The organism is Kitasatospora sp. Ki12 (genome assembly GCF_054601375.1).
Genome location: NZ_BAAIHT010000001.1, coordinates 3,620,705 through 3,642,938, shown reverse-complemented (window position 1 = coordinate 3,642,938; position 22,234 = coordinate 3,620,705). Strand labels below are relative to the sequence as shown.

The 22,234-nt window shown below is 71.0% G+C and carries 20 protein-coding genes and 2 pseudogenes; 17 read left to right on the top strand and 5 right to left on the bottom strand.

Features of this window, described 5'->3' with window-relative positions; genetic code table 11:
• The first annotated feature begins 21 nt into the window (after window positions 1-21).
• The 7 genes from ACYP53_RS16115 (at window position 22) to ACYP53_RS16085 (ending at window position 7,582) form a co-directional block, all read left to right on the top strand.
• Window positions 22-648 (top strand): TetR family transcriptional regulator, encoded by a 627-nt coding sequence (locus tag ACYP53_RS16115; RefSeq protein WP_459647776.1) that lies wholly within the window; start codon window positions 22-24, stop codon window positions 646-648.
• 352 nt (window positions 649-1,000) lie between these two features.
• Complete coding sequence (locus ACYP53_RS16110; RefSeq protein ID WP_459647775.1) at window positions 1,001-2,263, top strand: prenyltransferase/squalene oxidase repeat-containing protein; 1,263 nt, start codon at window positions 1,001-1,003, stop codon at window positions 2,261-2,263.
• The gene (locus ACYP53_RS16105) at window positions 2,260-2,934 is read left to right on the top strand and encodes an SCO2322 family protein (protein WP_459647774.1); all 675 of its coding nucleotides are present in this window, start codon (window positions 2,260-2,262) and stop codon (window positions 2,932-2,934) included. Before ACYP53_RS16110 ends, ACYP53_RS16105 begins: the two co-directional genes overlap by 4 nt.
• Window positions 2,935-2,960: 26 nt before the next feature.
• Window positions 2,961-4,067 carry a CbiQ family ECF transporter T component gene (locus tag ACYP53_RS16100; RefSeq protein ID WP_459647773.1) on the top strand — a complete coding sequence of 369 codons (1,107 nt, stop codon included), beginning with the start codon at window positions 2,961-2,963 and terminating at the stop codon, window positions 4,065-4,067.
• A complete protein-coding gene (locus tag ACYP53_RS16095; protein WP_459647772.1) occupies window positions 4,064-5,665 on the top strand; it encodes an ABC transporter ATP-binding protein in 1,602 nt (533 codons plus the stop codon). Before ACYP53_RS16100 ends, ACYP53_RS16095 begins: the two co-directional genes overlap by 4 nt.
• On the top strand, window positions 5,662-6,531 hold the full coding sequence (locus ACYP53_RS16090; RefSeq protein ID WP_459647771.1) for an ECF transporter S component: 870 nt from the start codon (window positions 5,662-5,664) through the stop codon (window positions 6,529-6,531). Before ACYP53_RS16095 ends, ACYP53_RS16090 begins: the two co-directional genes overlap by 4 nt.
• Window positions 6,532-6,595: 64 nt before the next feature.
• Entirely contained in the window at window positions 6,596-7,582 is a 987-nt protein-coding gene (locus ACYP53_RS16085; RefSeq protein WP_459647770.1) for an RICIN domain-containing protein, read from the top strand.
• Here the strand turns inward: ACYP53_RS16085 and ACYP53_RS16080 are convergent.
• A complete protein-coding gene (locus ACYP53_RS16080; RefSeq protein ID WP_459647769.1) occupies window positions 7,555-8,373 on the bottom strand; it encodes a helix-turn-helix domain-containing protein in 819 nt (272 codons plus the stop codon). The two genes, ACYP53_RS16085 and ACYP53_RS16080, sit on opposite strands and share 28 nt — an antisense overlap.
• 251 nt (window positions 8,374-8,624) lie before the next feature.
• Between ACYP53_RS16080 and ACYP53_RS16075 the strand changes: the two genes are divergently transcribed.
• Complete coding sequence (locus ACYP53_RS16075; protein WP_189918361.1) at window positions 8,625-9,446, top strand: alpha/beta hydrolase; 822 nt, start codon at window positions 8,625-8,627, stop codon at window positions 9,444-9,446.
• Here the strand turns inward: ACYP53_RS16075 and ACYP53_RS16070 are convergent.
• Window positions 9,443-10,756, bottom strand: coding sequence for a helix-turn-helix domain-containing protein (locus tag ACYP53_RS16070; protein ID WP_459647768.1), 1,314 nt, complete (start codon window positions 10,754-10,756; stop codon window positions 9,443-9,445). The two genes, ACYP53_RS16075 and ACYP53_RS16070, sit on opposite strands and share 4 nt — an antisense overlap.
• A gap of 366 nt (window positions 10,757-11,122) precedes the next feature.
• Between ACYP53_RS16070 and ACYP53_RS16065 the strand changes: the two genes are divergently transcribed.
• From ACYP53_RS16065 to ACYP53_RS16045, 5 genes are all read left to right on the top strand, one after another.
• A complete protein-coding gene (locus tag ACYP53_RS16065) occupies window positions 11,123-11,482 on the top strand; it encodes an ATP-binding protein (protein ID WP_459647767.1) in 360 nt (119 codons plus the stop codon).
• 29 nt (window positions 11,483-11,511) lie between these two features.
• Window positions 11,512-12,465 carry a multiple cyclophane-containing RiPP AmcA gene (amcA, locus tag ACYP53_RS16060; RefSeq protein WP_459647766.1) on the top strand — a complete coding sequence of 318 codons (954 nt, stop codon included), beginning with the start codon at window positions 11,512-11,514 and terminating at the stop codon, window positions 12,463-12,465.
• 60 nt (window positions 12,466-12,525) lie between these two features.
• The gene (locus ACYP53_RS16055) at window positions 12,526-13,224 is read left to right on the top strand and encodes a pentapeptide repeat-containing protein (protein ID WP_459647765.1); all 699 of its coding nucleotides are present in this window, start codon (window positions 12,526-12,528) and stop codon (window positions 13,222-13,224) included.
• Entirely contained in the window at window positions 13,221-13,910 is a 690-nt protein-coding gene (locus tag ACYP53_RS16050; RefSeq protein WP_459647764.1) for a hypothetical protein, read from the top strand. The genes ACYP53_RS16055 and ACYP53_RS16050 overlap by 4 nt, the downstream gene beginning before the upstream one ends.
• Before the next feature lie 383 nt (window positions 13,911-14,293).
• Window positions 14,294-14,950 (top strand): M15 family metallopeptidase, encoded by a 657-nt coding sequence (locus ACYP53_RS16045; RefSeq protein WP_459647763.1) that lies wholly within the window; start codon window positions 14,294-14,296, stop codon window positions 14,948-14,950.
• A gap of 77 nt (window positions 14,951-15,027) precedes the next feature.
• Here the strand turns inward: ACYP53_RS16045 and ACYP53_RS16040 are convergent, their stop codons facing one another.
• A complete protein-coding gene (locus ACYP53_RS16040; protein WP_459647762.1) occupies window positions 15,028-16,410 on the bottom strand; it encodes an MFS transporter in 1,383 nt (460 codons plus the stop codon).
• Window positions 16,411-16,618: 208 nt separating this feature from the next.
• On the opposite strand from ACYP53_RS16040, the gene ACYP53_RS16035 reads away from it, so the two are divergent.
• Window positions 16,619-17,482, top strand: a complete 864-nt coding sequence (locus ACYP53_RS16035) for a LysR family transcriptional regulator (RefSeq protein WP_229928741.1) — start codon at window positions 16,619-16,621, stop codon at window positions 17,480-17,482.
• Window positions 17,483-17,572: 90 nt separating this feature from the next.
• Here the strand turns inward: ACYP53_RS16035 and ACYP53_RS16030 are convergent.
• Window positions 17,573-17,779 (bottom strand): annotated as a pseudogene (locus ACYP53_RS16030) (antibiotic biosynthesis monooxygenase family protein); the annotation flags it as partial.
• Window positions 17,780-17,801: 22 nt separating this feature from the next.
• On the opposite strand from ACYP53_RS16030, the gene ACYP53_RS16025 reads away from it, so the two are divergent.
• The 3 genes from ACYP53_RS16025 to ACYP53_RS16015 all read left to right on the top strand — a co-directional run bounded on the left by ACYP53_RS16025 (window position 17,802) and on the right by ACYP53_RS16015 (window position 21,317).
• A complete protein-coding gene (locus ACYP53_RS16025; protein WP_459647761.1) occupies window positions 17,802-18,173 on the top strand; it encodes a hypothetical protein in 372 nt (123 codons plus the stop codon).
• 17 nt (window positions 18,174-18,190) lie between these two features.
• Window positions 18,191-19,072 (top strand): GntR family transcriptional regulator, encoded by an 882-nt coding sequence (locus ACYP53_RS16020; RefSeq protein WP_459647760.1) that lies wholly within the window; start codon window positions 18,191-18,193, stop codon window positions 19,070-19,072.
• Window positions 19,073-19,547: 475 nt separating this feature from the next.
• Window positions 19,548-21,317 (top strand): GmrSD restriction endonuclease domain-containing protein, encoded by a 1,770-nt coding sequence (locus tag ACYP53_RS16015; protein ID WP_459647759.1) that lies wholly within the window; start codon window positions 19,548-19,550, stop codon window positions 21,315-21,317.
• On the opposite strand, the pseudogene ACYP53_RS16010 reads toward ACYP53_RS16015, so the two are convergent.
• Window positions 21,314-22,121: pseudogene (locus ACYP53_RS16010) on the bottom strand (IS5 family transposase). The gene ACYP53_RS16015 and the pseudogene ACYP53_RS16010 overlap by 4 nt on opposite strands.
• Between the last annotated feature and the right edge of the window lie 113 nt (window positions 22,122-22,234).

Here is a 22,234-nt window from a genome sequence, read left to right as displayed (position 1 = left end):
CTCGCCCGCCCGGGAGCACCCTTGCCGCCGTCCACCGAGCCCCTGACCACGGTCCCCGTCGCGCCCCGGCCCGGTGAGCTGCCGCTGACCACGAGCCAGGCCGAGCGGCGCCGGCGGATCCTGCGGGCCGCCACCGCGCTGGCCGCCCGGGGCGGGTACGAGGCGGTGCAGATGCGGGAGGTCGCGGAGAGCGCGCAGGTCGCGCTGGGCACGCTGTACCGGTACTTCCCGTCCAAGGTGCACCTGCTGGTCGCGGTGATGCTGGAGCAGCTCCAGGGCCTGCGCGAGCACATCCGGCGCCACCCGCCGACCGACGCGGACCCGGCCCCGCGGGTCGCCGACACGCTCACCCGGGCCTTCCACTCGCTGCAGCGCGAACCGCTGCTGGCCGAGGCGATGGTCCGGGCGCTGTCCTTCGCGGACCGCTCGGTCGGCGCCGAGGTCGACCAGGTCAGCGTGGCCACCGGGCAGCTCATCCTGGACGCGATCGGCCAGTCCGGCCCGCCCAGCGACAGCCAGCGCGCGGCGGTCCGGGTGATCGAGCACACCTGGCACTCGGCCCTGGTCTCCTGGCTCTCCGGGCGCTCCTCGATCGCCGAGGTCCGGGCCGACCTGCACACCGCGGCCCGACTGCTCGCCCTGCCCTGAGCCCGCCGCCGCGCCCACCCCCCGGACTGGAACCTGTTCCTGCCGCAGCGCGCCGGCTGGCGCGCTCCGGCGGTTAGAGTCGACGGGCAGCACAACTCCATCCCGCTCCTCCCCCGGGGAAAGCCGGTGCGACTCCGGCGCCGACCCCGCCTCCGTGGGTCCGGCCCCCGGGTGACCGGACGGGTCGGGGCGCCCGGCGGGCGGAGCGAGCGGCCGGTCCGGACGCACCGGCGCCCGGCACGGCGTCGCCCGGCGCACCGTCGCCCGGCGCCCTGGTCGCCCGGCACCCCGTCGAGCACCACGGAACGGCCCCCGCCAGGGCCACCCGCTCACCGAAAGGCACACCCGCACCATGCTCACCGCCGCCCGCCTGGGCGCCGCCGCCCTGTCCGCCGCGCTGCTGGCCGGCGTCGCCGCCGGACCGGCCCTCGCCGACAGTCCCGCGCCGACGCCCGTCACCGTCCCCGAGGGCCTGTACGGGAAGGGCGACCCGACCTACGACGGCGTGTGGCGGCAGTCGCTGGCGCTCATCGCGCTCTCGGGTGCCAAGGTCACCCCGGCCGACTCGGCGGTCGCCTGGCTCGCCGGGCAACAGTGCGAGGACGGCGGCTGGCCCTCCTACCGGGCGGCCGGCGCGGCCTGCGACCCCAAGAGCGAGGACAGCAACGCCACCGCCCTCGCCGTCCAGGCCCTGGTCGCCCTCGGCGGCCACCAGCCGGCCGTCGACAAGGGCGTCGCCTGGTTCAAGGCCAACCAGAACCCGGACGGCAGCTGGCCCTACAACCCCGGCAACCCGGGCGACGGCAACTCCACCGGACTGGCCGTCAGCGCGCTGTTCGCCGCCCGGACCGACCCGGCGAGCGTCGCCAAGCCGGGCACCGCCGGTTCCGGCGCCGGGAAGAACGCGTTCGACGGCCTCGCCCGCTTCCAGCTCGGCTGCACCGCCCCCGCCGACCAGCGCGGCGCCTTCGCCTACCAGCCCGACGCCGCCACCGGCGCCCTCACCCCCAACGCCCTGGCCGGCGGCCAGGCCTCGCTCGCCGCCGCGGGCGGACACCTGCCGGTCGCCGGCTCGGTGCGCGCCGACTCCGAGCCCAAGCCCCTCGCCTGCACCGACGGCTCCGCTCCCGCCACCGTCCCGCACGCCGAGTCGGGCGAGGCCGCCGCCGCCCACCTCACCGCCCAGCTCCAGTCCGGCGGCGGCCACCTCACCCTCACCAACCCCGGCGCCGCCCCCACCCCCGACTACACCGCCACCGCCTGGTCCGCCCTCTCCCTCGTCCAGAGCGGCCACCCCGACCAGGCCTCCGACACCGTCGACTGGCTCGACCAGCAGCAGGCCACCTGGACCAAGGACGGCACCGACGCCGGCGCCACGGCCACCCTGCTCCTGGTCGCCCAGGCCGACCACCGCCCCACCGCCGACCTCACCGGCAAGCTCACCGCCCTCGGCCCCACCCCCAAGGCCGCACCCGCCACCGCGGACGAGGCCACCCCGGCCAAGAAGAAGAACGACGGCTTCGGCCAGTACTGGCTGATCATCGTCGGCCTCCTGATCGGCACCGGCGGCGGCCTCCTCCTCAGCCTCCAGCGCAAGCGCAACCCGAACCTGTGACACCTCCGACCCGCGCGCACCGGCGCCCCGCCACGCTGCTCCCGCTGGTGGTCGGGGTGCTGCTGGTGGTCGTCGGGGCCGCGCCGGCGCAGGCGTCGGGGTACCGGTACTGGTCGTTCTGGCGCGGGGCCGACGCCGGGTGGGCGTACCAGCAGCAGGGCCCCTCGGTCGCGGTGCCGCCGGACGGTGCCGTGGACGGCTGGCGGTACGCGGTGAGCCCGGACGGCGGGCAGGACGCCGCGAAGCCGCGCACCGGCGGGAGCTTCGCGGAGGTCTGCGCGACGACGCCCGCGCAGGAGGGCCGCAAGCGGGTCGCCGTCGTGCTGGACTTCGGGACCGCCGAGGACGCCGGGGCGGCCGGCGCCGCGGTGCCCGGGCCGCGGACGGCCTGTGCCAGCGTCGCGCCGCGGGCCAGCTCGGCCGAGGTGCTGGCCGCGGTCGCCCCGCCGCTGCGGTACGACACCAACGGGCTGCTGTGCGCCATCGCCGGGTACCCGCAGGCGGGTTGCGCCGACCAGGTGGGCGCGGCCGGCGCCGCGGGCCCGGCCGGTGCCACGTCCTCCGGCGGCCACGGCGGCGGCCCGGACATCGGTCTGATCGCCGGCGGCGCGCTGATCGCCGTCCTCGCCGGCGGCGCCGTCTGGCAGGCGCGCCGCCGCCGCACCCCGTGAACCCCTCCCGACCCAGGAACACCCCCGTGAGCAGCACCGCCCGTAGCACCCGACCGCCCACCGGCCCCCGCCAACTGCACCCCGGGGCCTGGTGGTTGTGGGCGCTCGGGCTCGGCGCGGCGGCGACCCGCACCACCAATCCGGCGATCCTGCTGCTGCTCGCCGCCGTCGCCGGGTACGTGGTCGCGGCCCGGCGCGGCGACGCGCCCTGGTCCCGGTCGTACGGGGCGTTCCTGCGGCTGGGACTGCTGGTGCTCGGCATCCGGCTGGTGTTCGCCGTCTTCCTCGGGTCGCCGATCCCCGGCACCCATGTGCTGTTCACCCTGCCCGAAGTGCCGCTGCCCGCCTGGGCGCAGGGCGTGCGGATCGGCGGCCGGGTCACCGTCGAGGGCCTGCTGGCGGCGCTGTACGACGGGCTGCGTCTGGCCACCCTGCTGATCTGCGTCGGCGCCGCCAACTCGCTGGCCAGCCCGGCCCGGCTGCTGCGCACCCTGCCCGGCGCGCTCTACGAGGCGGGCGTGGCCGTGGTGGTGGCCATGACCTTCGCGCCGAACCTGGTCGCCGACGTCCGCCGGCTGCGCGCCGCGCGCCGTCTGCGCGGCCGCGCGGACAAGGGTGTCGCGGCCGTGCTGAGCGTCGGACTGCCGGTGCTGGAGGGCGCGCTGGAGCGGTCCGTGGCGCTGGCCGCCGCGATGGACACCCGCGGCTTCGGCCGCACCGCCGACGTCCCGCGCCGGCTCGCCCGGGCCACCGCCGCGCTCACCCTGGCCGGGCTCCTCGGGATCTGCCTGGCCGCGTACGGACTGCTCACCGCCGGCGGCGCCGGCTGGGCGCTGCCCGTCCTGCTGCTCGGCCTGGCCGCCGCCTTCGCCGGACTGCTGCTCGGCGGCCGACGCTCCGTCAGAACCCGCTACCGGCCCGACCCCTGGGCGCTGCCCGAGTGGCTCACCGCCGGCTCCGGCGCCGCCGTGGCGGCCCTCACCGCCTTCCTGGCCGTGCGCGACCCGGCCGCGTTCGCCCCCACCGTCGTCCCGCCGACCGTCCCCGCGCTGCCGCTCGCCGCCGTGCTGACCGTCCTGCTCGGCCTGGTACCGGCATTCGCCGCCCCGACCCCGCCCCGGAGGGCATCGTGATCACCTTCGAGCAGGTCTCCGTACGGTACGCGGACTCCGCGGCGCCCGCCCTGGACGGCGTGGACCTCACCGTCCCCGAGGGCGAACTCTGCCTGCTGGTGGGTCCGTCGGGCTCCGGCAAGTCCACCCTGCTGGGGACGGTCAGCGGCCTGGTACCGCACTTCACCGGCGGCGTGCTGCACGGCCGGGTCACCGTCGGCGGCCGGGACACCCGCGAGCACCGGCCGCGCGACCTCGCCGACCTGGTCGGCACCGTGGGGCAGGACCCGCTCGCGCACTTCGTCACCGACACCGTGGAGGACGAACTCGCCTACGGCATGGAGTCGCTGGGCCTGCCGGGCGACGTGATGCGCCGCCGGGTCGAGGAGACCCTCGACCTGCTCGGCCTCGCCGACCTGCGCGACCGCGCCCTCGGCTCCCTCTCCGGCGGCCAGCAGCAGCGCGTCGCGATCGGCTCGGTGCTCACCGTGCACCCCCGGGTGCTGGTCCTGGACGAGCCGACCTCGGCCCTCGACCCGGGCGCCGCCGAGGAGGTGCTGGCCGTCCTGCAACGGCTGGTGCACGACCTCGGCACCACCGTCCTGATGGCCGAACACCGGCTGGAACGGGTCGTCCAGTACGCCGACCAGGTGCTGCTGCTCACCCCGGGCGCGCCCCCGGTGCTGGGCGAGCCCGCCGAGGTGATGGCGCACTCCCCGGTGCACCCGCCGGTCGTCGGCCTCGGCCGGCTCGCCGGCTGGCGGCCGCTGCCGCTGTCGGTGCGCGACGCCCGGCGCAAGGCCGCGGCGCTGCGCACCGAACTGACCGGCCGCGCACCGTCGCCCACCGCCGTCGCGACCGGTTCCCCCGTCGCCGTCGCCGACCGGCTCGCCGTCCGGCGCGGCCCGGTGCACGCCCTGCGCGGGGTCGACCTCGCGCTGCGCCCCGGCGAGATCACCGCCCTGATGGGCCGCAACGGCGCCGGCAAGTCCACCCTGCTCGGCGGCCTGGTCGGCCTGCACGCGCCCGCCTCCGGCAGCGTCCGGGTCGGCGGCCGCGTCCCGCACCGCACCCGCCCCGCCGAGCTGATCCGCGAGGTCGGCCTCGTCCCGCAGGACCCGCGCGACCTGCTGTACGGCGAATCGGTCGCCGCCGAGTGCGCCGCCGCGGACGCGGACGCGGGCGCCGAACCCGGCACCTGCCGCGCCCTGGTGGAGCGGCTGCTGCCCGGCATCGCCGACACCGCCCACCCGCGCGACCTCTCCGAGGGCCAGCGGCTCACCCTCGCCCTCGCCGTCGTGCTCACCGCCCGGCCCCCGCTGCTGCTGCTCGACGAACCGACCCGCGGCCTGGACTACGCCGCCAAGGCCCGGCTGGTGGAGGTCCTGCGCGCCCTGGCCGCCGAGGGCCACGCGGTGCTGCTGGCCACCCACGACGTCGAACTGGCCGCCGAACTCGCCCACCGCACGGTGATCCTGGCCGAGGGCGAGATCGTCGCGGACGGGCCGACGGCCGAGGTCGTGGTCTCCTCCCCCGCCTTCGCCCCGCAGGTCGCCAAGGTGCTGGCGCCCGGACCGTGGCTCACCGTGGGGCAGGTCGCGGAGGCGATGGGCGCATGAACCGACCGGTCCCGCTCGGCCGCCGCTCCGTCGCGACGCTGCTGCTCGTCTCCACCGTCGGTGTCGCCGCCTTCGGCTGGCCGCTGCTCGCCTCCACCGAGTCGGCGCTGGTCGGCCACTCCACCGACGCGCCCTGGCTGTTCGCGCTGCTCCTGCCGCTGCTGCTCGCCGTCGTCATCGCGCAGATCTCCGAGGGCCGGGAGGCCGGCGGCGGCGCCCCCGGGCTGGACGCCAAGTCCGTCGCGCTGCTGGGCGTCCTGGCCGCGGCGGGCGCGGCGCTGCGCCCGCTCGGCGCGGGCACCGCGGGCCTGGAGCCGATGTTCTTCCTGATGGTGCTGTCCGGGCGGGTACTCGGTCCCGGATTCGGCTTCGTCCTGGGCTCGTTGTCGATGTTCGCGTCCGCCCTGCTCACCGGCGGGGTCGGGCCGTGGCTGCCGTTCCAGATGCTCGCGATGGGCTGGGTCTGCCTGGGCGCCGGGCTCCTGCCCGGGGCCGCCTCCCTGCGGGGACGGCGCGAACTGCTGCTGCTCGCCGGGTACGGCGCCGGATCGGCCGTCCTGTACGGCACCGTCATGAACCTCCAGGGCTGGCCGTACATCGGCGGGCTGGCCGGTTCCGTCTCCTTCGTCCCCGGCGACCCGCTGCCCGCCAACCTGGTCCGCTTCGCCGCCTACTGCCTGACCACGTCGCTGGGTTGGGACCTGCCGCGGGCCGCACTGACCGTCGTGCTGTGCCTCACCCTGGGCACGCCCGTCCTGCGCGCGCTGCGCCGCGCCACCCGGCGGGCCGCCTTCGACGCGCCGGTCGCCTTCAAGCCACCGGTCGCCTCCGAGGCACCGGCCGCCTCCCGGCCGCCGGAAGGGTGAACCGCGTCCCCTTCCCCGTGCCGCTCACCCTCCCCGCTCCCGTTCGTCCACGATCATCGCGACCGTGATCCGAACCCTCACCCGTACGGCGACCGTGGCCGCGCTCTCCCTCGCCCTCGCCACGGCCCTCGCCTCCCCCGCCGCCGCCGTCACCTTCATCGGCCGCGACATCCCCACCACGGTCACCATCGCGCCCGGCGGGACCGGCGCCGTGCCCTGGACCTACCAGAACACCGGCGGGGCCGGGCTGCTCCCGTCCTCCGGCATGACCGCCGTCTTCACCGCCCCCGGCAACAGCACCTTCCCGGCGCAGAGCACCGTCCCGACCGAGTACAGCGGCGACGGCTCGTCCTGGGGCTCCAACAACGTCGGCCTGCGTGGCTGCGTCCTCGGCAACGGGAACCGGACCCTCACCTGCGAGGGCTACGGCCGCAACGGCGGCAACAGCAGCTGGCCGGCCCGCGGCTACTTCCGCTTCTCGCCGCAGGTCACGGTGGACGCCTCCGCGCCGTCCGGCACCACCCTCGCGCAGGGCAACGGCGGCTTCCGCTACAGCAATCCGGGGAGCGGCACCGAGTACACCATCACCGACGGCACCCTGAACGTCGCCACCCCGCCCCGGGTGCCCACCGGCAAGTGCCTGGACGTCGGCAACACCCGCTTCAACGCCGACAACGTCCGGATCTGGGACTGCCTGGACCACACCAACCAGCGCTTCGTCCTGGACGACGGAAGGATCAAGGTCGCCGACACCGTCGGCGCGGCGCAGGAGATGTGCCTCGACGCCGACTACACGGGCACCGACGGCGACATCGTCCGCATCTGGACCTGCGAGAACTCCCAGGCCGCCCGCGCCAACCAGACCTGGCTGCTGCGCCGGGGCTCGCTCGTCCTGCAGCGGACGGTCGGCAGCGGGGAGGAGAAGTGCGTCGACGTCGGCTCGTACCGCAACAACGGCGACACCGTGTTCCTGTACGGCTGCGACGTCACCAACCCCAACCAGAAGTTCGTGGTGGACCGCGGCTACATCGAGGTCCGCGACACCCTCTGACACGTCGCACACACCTGCCCGGCGCACGCGACGGGCCGCCCGCACATCCCGTCCCGCCCGGGACACTCGTGCCGGCGCGGCCCGTCGCCGTGCCTTTGCATCGGAACGGCCGGAACCTTCGCCAACCGCCCCGCCAGGACCGCCCCCACACTGTGGGTGATCTTCTCCGGCAACGGCGCCGCGAGAATCCCGGTCAACGCTTCCTTCGTCCACCCACCCGCGAGCAACCCCTCCACGCGCGCGGCCTGGTCGGACAGCGGCTTCCCCGCCAACGCCATCCGGGGCTCGCGGCGCCCGAGGTCCAGCAGGAGCGCCATGCCGGCCGTCGACTTTCCGGGGGGACGGACGGAAGGGACTTCCACATCCTTCACCCTCGCTTCCTTGGAAGGGCTTCCCGCCTTCCCGGCGCCTGCGGTTCCAGCTCCAGGCACCCCGGCGGCCGGAGCCACGGGAAGCGGCGGCGGAACGGTGTGAACCGCCTTCCCCGTCGTCACCGGCACCTCGTGCACCGAAGCGACCGTCCGAACCTGCCCCGTCAGGGGATCCCGCAACGTCCGCCGAACGTAGTGCCCGGCGGCCTCAAGCTCACGGAGGGCCCGCGAAACCGTCGCCCGCCCCTCCACACTCTTCGCCGCGAGCGTACGGACGTCCTCGCGCGCCCCATCCGGCAGGCTGAGCAGGTAGCTCAGAAGCCCGCGCGCCGCCCACGACAGCGAGTGCTTACGGACGACGTGCCCGTTGTCGAGGATCGTGTACCCGGGAGCATGCTTGGGGATACGATGAATCTGCATTCGGGAGGTCCTTAACTCCTGGTGCCATTCCCCGGGGTGTTGCCGCACCGCCGGGGCTTTCTCTTGCCCACGCACCGAGCGCCCCACTGGAGCGCCGGCACCGCAATATTCACCGTAATGCTCTAACCGAGCGTCAAACTCCCGTTCACATCACCCATTCGGGCGGCGCAAGCGCACCCACCCCCGCGCGCCCCGAGAGCGCGAGCCCGAAGGCACTGCCGTGTCACCGCCCGATTGCTACCGTCGACCACATGACTGACTACGAGACCGCGTTCCGGTCGTTGGACGGCACAGCGCTGTTCGGTACGGTCACCCCCTCACCCACTCCCCCAGCCGCGTTGGCCGTCCTCGCACACGGCGCCGGAGTCACGCGCGAAGAGGGCGGCTTCTTCAGTCGCCTGGCAACCGGCCTCGCCGCCGCCGGTATCACCTCCTTGCGCTTCGACCTGCGGGCCCACGGAGCGAGCGGAGGCCGCCCAGCAGATCTCACGATCGCCGGGGTGGCCAACGACATTCGCTCCGCGGGCGATCACCTCGCCGAACTCACCGGTCGGCCTGGGACAGTTCACGTCGTCTCAGCGTCGTTCTCAGGTGGCGCCGCCGCCATGCACGCTAGCCAGTACCCCGAAGAGGTGCAGCGACTGGTGCTGTTGAACCCGCGCATCGACTACAAGGACAGGTTCATCACGGAGCGAGCCGGCTGGTCAGACAACCATCTTTCCCTGGACCGCGCCGCACAGCTCGATCACGCCGGGTCGTTGCCCAGGCAGCCGTTCGAGACCGGCCGCGCACTGCTCAATGAGATGTTCCATCTGCCGACACCAGAAGCCCTCTGCGCCAGCGTTCATCGTCCAGTGTTGATCGTGCACGGCACGAAAGACACCTTCGTGGATGTGGAGTTGTCACGACGGTACGCTCCCCTGTTCGGGGAGGGTGCTGGAGCCGAGCTATACGAACTCGACGGCGCACAACACGGCTTCGCTGTCCACGACGATCCCACCTACGCCAGCCCGCAGTCGCAGTCCTGGCAGCGCGAAGTCATCGCCAAGGTGGCTGGTTTCCTGGCCTCCTAACCAGCTGCCAGCGCGACAAGACGCTCATGAAGTTCCCGTACCTGCGGTCGCTGCCGGTACGGGAACAGTGTCCTCGCGGTGCTGTGAAGTGCGCCGATGGCTTGCTGAGAGCAAACATCCGCAGCGACGTGCAGCGCTTCCAGGGCAACCGCGGCAGCTTCGTCCGGCTCCCCGAGATCGGCAAGAGCACCAGCCAAGAACGCGCTGTAGTGGGCGTGATCACGAGGGGCGAACGCCTCAGCAGTGAGACTCGCTTGGAACGCTGCGACGGCCTCAAGGGGGCGCCCGGCTTCCCGTAGTCGGATTGCCGCCTGCACAAGAAGTCGTTCGCGCGTGTACCCGTTGCCAAGCGGCCCCGTGCACAACGGATGTTCTGCCGGCTTATCGGCTCGGTCGAGAGCAACGTGCGCCTGATCCAGAACCCGGGCGATCTCATCGGGATGCGCACCAGTCATCGCCATTCCCCGTGCCTCCTGCTGGAGCGCCTCAGCGTGAGCGCGGGGTGGCAGCTTCCATGGCCCGGTGGTCGCAGCCCTGGCAAGGTCGAGCATACGCGCCGGATCGCCGCCTCCCAGGGACTGGGCCTGACGCATCAGCACATAAGCATGCATAGCACCGTCTCCGGTGAACGTCGCCCATTCCTTGGCCTGGTTGTGCCAGTAGGCGATGACCTGCTCGGGAGCACCCGCATCGTGGTGTAGCCACGCCGTGAACTCTGCCGCGCGAGAGCCGAGGGCAAGAAGCTCGTGGCGGATCGGTGGTTTGGCGTCGCGGGCAGTAGTACTGATGGCAGACAGAATCCCCAGCGCTGCAGGCACCGCCCGATGCGATCCCATCTTCAGATCCATGCGGGCAGTCTCATTCAGAGCAGCCCGCAGGTGGTCGACGAGTTCGTGGTCACTGAACCGATGGGCGTTGCGAGCTGCGGCTGTGAGGTGGTCCAGGGCCTCGAGGTCGAGCAAGGGCGCCAGAAGGAGACCGCCCACGAAGCTGCGACGGAGCATGGAGGCCTCCCTGTCTGACTTGGAGCCGGCGGTCAGTCCGATCCGCGTGGACCTACCCGGGGCCGGGACGAATCCGAGCTGGTCGAGAGGCACACCAAACATCTCGGTCAGCACGTGGCGCGCATCCCGATTCGGCCACAAGGTCTGTCCCGATTCCCAGCGCCTGACCTGGCGCACCGAGATTCTGGCCTTCGAGTCCACGGAGGCGGCCACGGCGTTGTACGCCTCGGCGAAGTCCTCCTGTGTGCGCCAGCCACGCGTGATCCGTGCGACAACGAACGTCTCGTTCGCTGTGTGTTCAGGCAACCTCTTCACCCCCGTAAATCCAGGCTAAGCCAGCAAGTCCGACCAGTTGCAATGGACACAGCTCATCTACAGAAGTGTCCGGTGATGTGTCCCCTGGTCCGACCTCGTCACGGAGTCGCAAGCATCGTTGACTGTCAGTCAGCACACCTGCGGGGAAGGCCGGCCTCGGCCGTGAGACCTCCGGTGAGCCGATCTCGATGGTTCTCCGTTCCGTCCCCATCTTCGGAGAGCCATTTCGCCCAGGCAGACCTCCAGGAGACCCCCGTGCACCGCTCTGCCGATGATCAGATCCTGGCTGAGCCGGAGGATTCCGTGACTGCGGTAGTCCCACTCACCTCTCGGATCTGCGGCCCTGCGACAGCCACTTTGAAGTACCGGCCGGAGTCGGCAGGCGCGGCCCGCAGGCTGGTCCGACGCAAGCTTCAGGACTGGGGGCTGGACGACTTGGCGGACGACGCCCAGCTGATCGTCACGGAGCTAGTCAGCAACGCCCGCAAGACCGGCTGCATGACATCCATGACCGTCAAGATCCGCAGGGTCACCTCCCAGACGGTCCGCATCTCGGTCCGTGACGGTTCCCGCGCGCTGCCCGTCCTGCTCCATGCCGCGTGCGAAGAGGAATGCCACCGCGGCCTCGCCCTCGTGCACAAGCTCACCTCCGGGCGCTGGGGCGCCGCCCTGGACGCCCACGGAAAGACCGTGCACGCGGATCTCCGCGTCGGGTGATCACCGTACTGTCTGAGAAAGGAACCGCCGTGTCCATCGACTCGTCGCGCCGGTCACGCGCCCGCTACCGTCAGCGAATCGCTTCTCGCCCGAGATCGGTCGTGGTGCAGCCCGACGGCTTCTGTAATGCGGCGTGCGGTTACTGCTATCTGTCCGACAAGGACCGCCGGGCTCCGATGACGATCGAGGTCGCCAAGGCCGTGGCCCGGTCGATCGCCGAGTTCGCGACCGCCGATGACCCGGTGGACCTGGTGTGGCATGCGGGCGAGCCACTGACACTCGGAGTTCCGCGCTTCACCGAACTGGCCGACCCGTTCGAGGACCTCCGACAGGAGGGTCGGCTGCAGCACTATGTGCAGACCAACGGCACTCTGATCAGCGACCGTTGGTGCGAGTTCTTCGCATCACGCGAGGTACGCGTCGGGGTGAGCATCGACGGTCCCGCCGACTGCAACACGGAACGCGTCGACCGCCGAGGAAAACCGATCTTCGACCGGATCACGCGAGGCATCGACCACCTGCGCCGACATGAGATCGGCTTCTCCGCTCTCGCCGTGGTCACAGCGGCCGGCATCGGTCGGCCCGAGGAACTGCTGGAGTTCTTCGCCGAGCTGGGCTGCCACACGGTGGGCTTCAACATCGAGGAGAGCGAGGGCGCCAGTACCGATAGACCCACTCCGACGTTCGAAGATGCAACCGACTTCTGGCGTCGCGCGATCGCCTGGACCCGATCGAACCCCCGTCTGGCCGTACGCGAGATCGACCGCCTCGGCGGTTACCTGCGCGCCCTGCGAGCCGGGGGCGGGTGGCGACACGTGCTGATCGATCCCATCCCCACCATCTCGTCGGCCGGAGAGGTAGTCCTCCTGTCCCCCGAACTGTCGGGCGTCAAAGCTCCCCGGTACGACAACCGCCCCACCTGGGACAACGCCGGGCCCAAGTTCGACAACCGTCCGACTTGGGACAACTGGAACAAGAAGTAGCCCTCGGCCGGGCCCGCGCTTCTCGGCGCGGGCCCGGCCCAGTCGAGAGCGAGTACAGCCATGCCCAGCCGCAGCTTCGGTCGTATCAGCGTCACGCTGCCCGACCTGTCCGATGGTTACCTCTCCAATGTCACCTCCTTGGAAGGCAGCCGGGGCGCCGTCCAGGAGTTCAACTACGCGAACGCCGACCTGCGAGACCTCGATCTCGCGAGCGCCCATCTCGTCACCGGCCGCATCACCGGCCTGCGTGCCTCCCGGGTACGTCTGGACGAAGTACGGGTCGACTCGGTCGAGTTCGACGACTGCGACCTCGGCAATCTCCAGTGGGCCGACAGCAAGCTGTCGCGCGTCGTCTTCACGAACTGCAAGATCATGGGCGGCAACTTGAGCGGTCTGGCCCTCGACAACGTGCTGTTCGACAACTGCAAGCTGGACTACTCCACCTTCGAGAGGCTCCGTGCCACCGGCCCTCTCGTCTTCAACCGCTGCGTACTCACCGAGTCGACGTTCACCGGATGCGACCTCACCTCCGCCGCTTTCAACGACTGCACGCTGCGGGACACCGAGTTCGGCCGTGGCATCTACAAAGCGACCGACCTGCGCGGCAACGACCTCACCGCGCTCCGAGGCGTCGGCAACCTCACGGAGGTCATCATCGATCGCGCGCAGCAGATCGAGCTGACTCAGGCACTCATCGCCGAGTTGGACGTCACCTTCGGAGACGACCTCGATGAACCCGGCTCACGGAGGACCCGATGAGCCCCAGGATCGCTTTCACCTCCCGCGCCGCCCTCGAAGCTCGTACCCGAGTAGCTGGAGTCCGCACGATCCGAGGCGATACCCGGTTCGAGGGGGGCGCGGTCGTCCCCGACGGACCCTGGCGCCCGCTCGACGGCTACCTGGTCGACCGCCTCCAGGCCGACCCGTCCACTGCCGACGACGTCCTGGTCGAGGTGGTCGGGGTCGAGAGCATCGACCCCGACCATCTATCCGGGCTCGGTGTCCACGAGCTTGGCAAGTCCTTCAGCCTCGCGAACTCGCTGACCACGACACCGGATTACCAGAATGGCCGACTGATTGGCCTGCACCTCGACAACTGGGACAAGCTCAATTACACGGACAAGCACACCGGCCGGCGAAGGCTCTGCATCAATCTCGGGCCCGGCAGCCGGTACATCCTGCTCGGCGACACCGACGCCCAGACCATCTGCCGAGCCGTCCGCGAGGACTACGCGTCCTGCTACCCGCACACCGATGACCTCCGGTCCTACGCTGCCCTGGGCCTCCCCCTCCGGTGTCTTCGGATTCGCCTCGACCCCGGTGAGGGCTATATCGCGCCCACCGAATTCCTGCCCCATGACGGCTCCACAGAAGACCAGGCCGAATCCACCGCCGCCTTCTGGCTCGGTCGTTGGGCGCGCGGTGACCTGGGATCGCTGATCTGAGGTCCGGCATCCGCCGCGTCGGATCCTTCAGCGAGCCTCGGGCGAGGCCCGAGGCTCGCTCGGTTCACAGCAGTGGGGCCGATGGCTGAAGTTCTCGGCCTGTCCGGCCTTCCGCCCCGTCTGAGGATCGCTCCGTGTGTGTTCCCTCGCGTGCCCCGGCCACCCGGCCGGGGCACGCGAGAGGAAGCGCCCCACCGGCCGGGCCCGCGCTGTCCGGCGCGGGCCCGGCCCGTATGAGAGCGAGCATGCGCCATGACCGGCCGCACCTTCGGAGACGTTCTCAATGCACCCGGACGACGTGGGAACTCGTGGGCCTCGCGATCACGTCCACCTCAAGGAACGCAGGCGAACCAGACGACTTACCGCCGCCCCGGGAGGCGCAGTTGAACGAGATCATTCTGATGTCCGACCCGAAGGTGGCCGCCGTCGCGGTCCGGGAGTGCGGTGAGCGGCTCCTGGACGTGCGGGGCGGGAAAGGGCACGGGCTGCTGGTCGACCAGCGCAAGCAGGACGGCACCGGCGCGTTCGCGCACCTGCGGCCCGCCGTCCTCGACCGGCTGCTCGACGCGCAGGCCCAACTGCCGGACGGACTGCGGCTGCTCTTCGTGGAGGGCTACCGGCCGCCGGAGCTCCAGGGTCGCTACTTCGCCGAGTACGCCGCCGAGTTGCGGGCCGCGAACCCCGACTGGCCGGACGACCGGGTCAGGTCGGCGACCAGCCGCTACGTGTCGCCGCCCGAGATAGCGCCGCACAGCGCCGGCGCCGCGGTCGACCTCACCCTCGCCGACGCCGACGGCCGCGAACTCGACCTCGGCACCAGGGTCAACGCCAGTCCGGAGGAGAGCGCCGGGGCCTGCTACACCGACGCCGACGGCATCGGCGCGCAGGCCCGGGCCAATCGGCGCCTGCTCGGCAGCGTTCTGACCGGGGCCGGGCTCGTCAACTACCCCACCGAGTGGTGGCACTGGTCGTACGGAGACCGGTACTGGGCGCTGGCCACCGGTGCGCCGGCAGCCCTGTACGGCCCCGAGAGCCGGTAGGCCACACGGGCCGGTCCTGCACCGGCGACGTGGGCCCGGCCCGGCCGAACCGCTCAGCCGCCGAGCGCCGTCACGCCTCACACCTCACGCCTGCTGCGCAGCACCACCAGCGCCGCCCCCGCGCACACCGCCGCCGGGAGCAGCATCGCCGCCGCCTCCGGACCGGCCCCGCCGGCGAACGCGCCCGTCACCGCCACCCCCAGCGTCGCGCCGACCTGCCGGACGGCGTTGAGCAGACCGCCCGCCGCGCCCGCGCCGCCCTCCGGCGCAGTGGTGACGACGGCGGTGACCAGCGCGGGCAGCGCGAAGGACACCCCGAAGCCCGCCAGCAGCAGCCCCACCGCGAGCAGCCAGTAGGGCGTGCCGAGCAGCACCGCCACCGCGAACACCGCGCAGCCCGCCGACAGCAGCGCCAGCCCGCCCAGCACCGGCCGCCACGGGCCCACCTTCGCGACGATCCGCCCGGTGAGCAGCGGGTTGAAGCCCGGCGGCAGCGTCATCGGCAGGAACGCCACCCCGGCCAGCGTCGGCGACAGCCCCACCTCCCGCCGCAGCAGCAGCGGCAGCAGGAACAGCACGCCCAGCATCGCGAAGTTGACCGCGCCGCCCGCCAGCAGCACCGCCCCCGTGCCGCGGGCCCGCAGCACCTCCACCGGGAGGACCGGTGCCGGGCTGCGCCGTTCGCGCCGGACGAAGACGGCGCAGGCCGCCGCGGCGCCCGCCCCCGACCAGGCCGCGCGCGGCCACCCGGCGTCGCCCAGGGCGATCAGCGCGTCCGTGAACAGCGCGAGCGTCGCGCAGGCGGCCAGCTGGGCGGGCCAGTCGACGCGCCGCTCGCCGCGTGGGCAGTGCACCGCCCGTCCGGCCACCAGGCCCAGTACCAGCACCGCCAGCGGGACGTTCACCAGGAACACCGCCCGCCACCCGGCGAGGTCGACCAGCACCCCGCCGATCATCGGCCCGAAGGCCATCGCGCAGCCGCTGACCGCCGCCCACACGGCGACCGCCCTGGCCCGCTCCCCCGGTTCCGGGTGGAGGCGGGTGATCAACGCCATGCTCGCCGGGACACAGGCCGCCGCCGCGACGCCCAGCACGGCGCGCAGCAGCACCAGCGTCCGGAGGTCCGGGGCGAACGCGCTGAGCAGCGAGCCCGCCCCGAAGACGGCGATGCCGAAGCGGAAGGCCCGGTGGGCGCCGTAGCGGTCGGCGGCGGCCCCGGCCGACAGCAGCAGCGCCCCGAAGGCGACGCTGTACCCGGTGACGGCCCACTGCAGCCCGGCGGTCGAACTGCCCAGCGAGGCCGCCAGATCGGGCTCGGCGACGGAGAGCACGGTGGTGTCGAGCAGCACCATGAAGTAGCCGAGGGCGAGGCCGAGCAGGGCCCGGGAACGGGCCGCCGCGGACGGGACGGGTGGCACGGGCGGGGCCGGTGTCACGGCGGGGAGGACGGGGGCGGTCATCGGGAGCCTCCTGATCGACGGGTGGAACGGCCGCCCACTCTCGCCGCGCCACCGCCGTCCGTTCGACCGCCGCGGCCGCACGCACCGTTCGGAATTTCCGAACGCTCCGGTACGACGGCGGGCACTGACCCGTACGCTGTCCCGCAGCACCGGAGCGAGGCGTTCCTAAAGTCGGGGAGTCCGGGGGAAACCAGTGGAACTACGTCAGTTGCGCGTCTTCGAAGCCGTCGTCGCCCATCGCACCGTCACCGGCGCGGCGGTGGCGCTCGGCCTCGCCCCGTCCTCCGTCTCGGAGCAGATCCGCACGCTGGAACGGAGCCTGGGCACCGACCTGTTCGAGCGGGCCCCGCGCGGCATGACCCTCACCCCGGCCGGGGTGCGGCTGCTGCCGTGGTCCCGGCGGCTGCTCGACCAGGCCGAGCAGGCGCGGCGGGAGGTGGTCACCGCCCGCGCCCGGCTGCGGCTCGGCGCGCTGGAGACCATCGCGGCCACCCATGTGCCGGGCGTGCTGGCCCGGCTCGCCGAACGCCGGCCCGACCTGGAGATATCCCTGCACACCGACACCGCCAGGGACGGCCTGCTCGGCGGGGTCGCGGCCGGGGCGCTGGAGGCGGCCCTGATCCTGGACACCTCCGGCCCGCTCGGCGAACTCGGCTTCTACCTGCCGCCGGCCCCGCTCGACCACATCGACCTGCAGGACGTCCCGCTCGCCCTGGTCGCCGCCCCCACCGACCCGCTCGCCGGCACCACCGCCCTCACCCGCGCACACCTGCGCGGCCGCCGCCTGCTCGTCAACACCCCCGCCTGCTCCTTCCACCTGGCCGGCGAACGCCTGCTCGGCCACGACGTCGACCGGGTCCCCACCGGCGGCGTCGCCGTCACCCGCGCCTGCGCCGAACAGGGCCTCGGCCTCGCCCTCCTGCCCGAGTTCGCCGTCCACGACCAACTCGCCGCCGGCACCCTCGTCCGCCTCCCCCTCGACCCCCCACCACTCCACCTCCGCCTCGTCTGGCGTGCCGACCGCGAAACCGTCCCCGGCCTCCGCGAAGTCCTCTACGCCGCCTCAGCCTGAGCCCCGACACCAGCATCGGGCCGGCCCCGGAACGCGCTTCGGGCCCCGCCCCGCGAGGGGAAGGGCCCGAGAACCGAGCAGTGGCGCGTCCTAGGCGGTCTTGGGACCGGCCGACTGAACGACGTCGAAGGACCAGAGGGTGGAGCCGGAGGCGGCGGGGCGCTTGGGGGCCTCGCCCTCGCCGCCGTTCTGGTGGGCCGCCTTCATGGGGCCCTCCATCCAGGCCTGGAAGGACTCCTCGTCACGCCAGCGGGTGTAGACGAGGTACTGGTCGGTGCCCTCGACCGGGCGGAGCATCATCAGATGTACCTTTGTGCCCATGGCCGAAGACCTGGTGACTCGCGCCCATTGGGGCGATCTAGCAGGGCAGAACTGGGCCGGGCTGGTCCGCCTCTCGTTCGAGGTGGACGCCGACCCAACTCCCGCCGCAGACAAGGAATCCGCCCCGGACAATGCGGTACCGGGCCGGAGATTCGTCCCCCTCACGGGACGGGATATCAAGGGCCGCGACGAACAGGAGAAGGACGCCCGGCAGTTCGTCGAGAGCCGCAGTGGGCGCTACGTCCACACCTACGAGGAACCCGACACCAGCACTTGGAAGCGCAAGCGGGTCCGGCTGCCGGACGGGCAGGTCATCTACCGCGTCATCCGCCCGTCGAGGGGGTACTCGCCAACCTCAAGTAAGGCCTGACCTCGAGGGGCGAGCGATTGGACGGCCTGATCGTCTACGACATCGACCGCCTCACCCGCGACAACCGCCACCTCGAAGACGCCATCGAGGTCGTGGAGAACTTCCGCCGACCGATCATCGACATCACGGGCACACTCGCCCCCCCCGGAACGCAGCTGCCCACGGAGACCGACCTTGCCCAGAAGTACGGCGTCTCCCGACCAACCGTCAGGCTCGCCGTCGCCGCCCTCCGCAGCGAGGGCCAGTTGGACGTCAAGCAGGGCCGCGGCACCTTCGTCCGCAGCGAGGGCCAGTTGGACGTCAAGCAGGGCCGCGGCACCTTCGTCCGCACCGCCGTCCACGGACCCTCCGGCACCCTGGACCGCACTGTCACCCACCGGGCCGGCGCCTATGAGACCCCCACCGACACGTGGTTCCAGCACGGCGAGGAGCCCACGGTCTACCGCACCCGCACCGACGCCATCACCGCGCCGCTCCTGGAGATGGAGCAGGACGAACTGATGCTCGGCTGCGATCTCCTCATCACCGACCCCGCCGGCGACGGCCGCGCCCTCCACCGCCTCCTGCTCCCCATGGAACGCATCGAGGCCACCCCGCTCGCCCAACACCCCGCCGTCACACCGGCCGAGGCCTACGCGACCCTCGCCGCCGCTGGCCTCGACCTCGCCTGGCGCGACCGGGTCAGCGCCCGCGTCCCCCAGCCCGACGAGCGCGAAGCCCTCCACCTCTCCGAAGCCGCCGTCCTTCTGGTCGTCCACCGCACCACCCACGACCAGACCACGGGCCTACCCCTCATCCTCGAAGAGACCCGCCTCGGCGCCGAAACCGCCGCCCTCACCTACGATGTCGAGGCCACCAAGCCCAAGCGCGCCGCCCGCCCCACCAAGGCCTCCCGCTAACCATCCCGAACACGCCCCAGCCCCCACGTCCACACCGGCCATGGGGGCTGTCGCAACTCTTCTCCACTTACTCAAGGGCGCGCATAGCGCGCCAGCGCGCGGCCCAGCCGCTCGCCGCCGCTCCTGTCTTCGCCCCGCGCTGGCGGCGGCCGGCCGCGCACGTCGAACGTGCGACAGGGACGGATGCCGAGGCTAGGGCCCGCCGGGGGCTGGGGTGGGCGACTCCACGGCTTTACCCACCTCCCAGGCTCGGGACCCGAATCGAGCAAGAACGGGGGGCCACTCGGCCAAATTGCGGTCATGCCCAGAAGCCCTGACCGAGTCGCAACAGCTTACGGCCCCCCGATCATGCTCGACCCCAGACCAGACAGGACACCGGCCAAAACCGCTCCGCCGCCCGTTGCTCTTTGCGGCATCCGCTCGCTTCCTGGCCAATCTCCAGCGGACGTGGGCCGTGGGGTGGCAGACTGCTCGCATGGCCGAACTTGACTCACAGCCGAAGTCGATCCAGTCGCTCTATGCCTGGTACAGCGAGAACAAGCTCTGGGTAAACCGCAGGTACCAGCGCAAGCTGGTTTGGACCCTAGAGGAAAAGCAGAAGCTAATCGAGTCCGTCCTGAAGCGCTACCCAATTCCAGCAATTCTTCTTGCGGAGCGCGAAGGTGGCGATTACGAGGTCATCGATGGACTCCAGCGCCTCCACACCATCATCTCCTTCATCGAGACAGCATTCACCACGCTCGATGATCGATACTTCGACGTGAGTCAGTTTGTGACCGCCAAGACTCGATCCACCGAGGAAGGTGCATTTTCGGTATCCCCCGGCGACGTGATTAGCGCCCGAGAAGCCGGAACTATTCTCGACTACTCGATCGCGGTTTCCGTCATGCGTGGAGCAACCGACGCGGAAATTGACGACGTATTTTCCCGGATCAACACCTACGGCCACCGGCTGAGCGATCAGGAGCGCCGACAAGCCGGCGTCCGGGATGACTTTTCCACTCTAGTCAGAGAGCTCTCCTGCGAGATTCGAGGAGACGCATCGAGTGACATCCTCGGACTCGACAAGATGCCGTCAATTAGCATCGACCTACCCAAGACGAAGCATGGATACGAAGTCGAAGCCGACACGGTCTTCTGGGTAGAGCAAGGAATTCTAAGGTCGACCGACCTTAGAGATTCAATGGACGAACAGTGCGTTGCCGATATTGCGGCATGCGTCATCGGGGGGAGTTTGATCGACCGATCAAAGGCCTCCCTTGATGCCCTCTACCAAGACGGCTCCCCCGAGAACGTCAAGATGATCAAGGCTGTAGACAGCTATGGACCAGAGAAGTTCTCGGCGGAATTTAAATACTGCCTCGACGAGATCAGGGCAGTGTGCCTGACAGGCGGAGATCGAAAGCTCCGTTCAATAATCTTTTCGAAGACCAATACGAATCCCTTCCCTGCCGTTTTCGCAGTCTTCTATATTGCCTTCCATGAACTCTTCTTCACCGGGGGAAAGAAGATCTCCGACTATCGCGGAGTGAAGACTGCGATCACAGATCTCGACAAGAGAATCGAGACGAGCAGGAAGTCAACCTCCCCGGAAGAGCGGCGAAAGAACGTAAATACCATCAGGGGACTGATTCTCCCCCATATGGTGGACAGCGAGCCGCGCGACATCTATGGAGAGCATTCGGCGACGGATGTCGACAATATCATCAGGCGATCCGAGATCGAGTCAGCTCACTATGAACTGAAGCAGGGAATGCTCCGGCTTGGCGATCCCCGAGAGATCGACCCAGGCATTCAGTCGAAGATCATCAAGACTATCTGCGCGATCGCCAACAATGGCAAGGGGCACGCTGGAACCATCCTGCTCGGCGTCGCGGATAAGCCTTCCGATGCCGAACGTGTCCAAAACCTTGATAGCGTGCTCCCCCGCCAGGTAACTACAGGCCGTTTCGTGGTCGGAGTTCGCCGAGAAGCACAGATTCTCGGCGAAACGACGGAGCAGTATGTTGGGCGATGGAAGGACGCCATTAGGTCGTCAGGACTTCCGCAAGGCCTGAAGGACTCTGTACTCTCAAGTCTTGCATATTCCGACTATTACGGACTTGGGGTCATTATCATCAGAATTCCCGAGCAAAAAGAGGTTTCACTTCTTGACGGGAAGATCTACATCCGCGCGGCCGACGAGACAATCGAAATCGCGCCTACCGATCTAGCGAGGGCCCTGGACGTCGGCAAGAGGTTCTAGGCTGCGTCACACCCTGTGCGTCTAAAGGGTCCTAACAAAGGCGTTTGACGTGTCGGTGGGTGAGGAGGCGGCGGAAGCCGTGGAGCCAGGCGATGGTGCGCTCGACGACCCAGCGGTGGGCGCCGAGACCTGATCCGTGGGGTAGTCCGCGGCGGGCGATCACCGGCTTGATGCCCTGCTTCCACACCAGCCGCCGGTACTTGTCGTGGTCGTAGCCCCGGTCGGCGAGCAGGACGTCCGGTCTGCGCCCCGGTCGGCGAGCAGGACGTCCGGTCTGCGCCGTGGCCGGCCACGGCGGGGACCTTCGCGAGCAGGGGCAGCAGCTGGTGACGTCGTTGCGGTTGCCGCCGGTCAGCGACACGGCGAGCGGGATGCCCTGGCCGTCGACGAGGACGTGGTGCTTGATGCCCGGTCGTGCGCGGTCGACCGGGCTCGGTCCGCTTTTGGGCCGCGTCGGGCGGCCCGGACATGGGTGGAGTCGGTCACCGCCCTGGACCAGTCGAGCTGTCCGGCGGACCGGAGTTTTCGCAGCAGCACCAGGTGGAGCCGGTCCCACACTCCGGCCTCGTTCCAGGCCGCGAGCCTTCGCCAGCAGGTCATGCCCGAGCCGAAGCCGAGCTTCTGGGGCAGGTACTCCCACTGGATGCCGGTGTGCAGCACGAACAGGATCCCGCACAGGGCCTGCCGGTCGGGCACCCGCGGGCGCCCCGGCTTCAGCTTCGGCGGCTCCGGTGGCAGCAACGGCTCGATCAGTTCCCACAGTCCGTCCGACACCACCCACGGACGAGACGCCCACTTCCCCACACATCGACCAACGAGCACCGAGCTCGACGGTCACGCCCTCAGCTGCTTCTGTTAGGACCTCTAAGTGCGCTACAACGGGGACGTACTCCGGTGGACGGCCACGGACGGTTGAG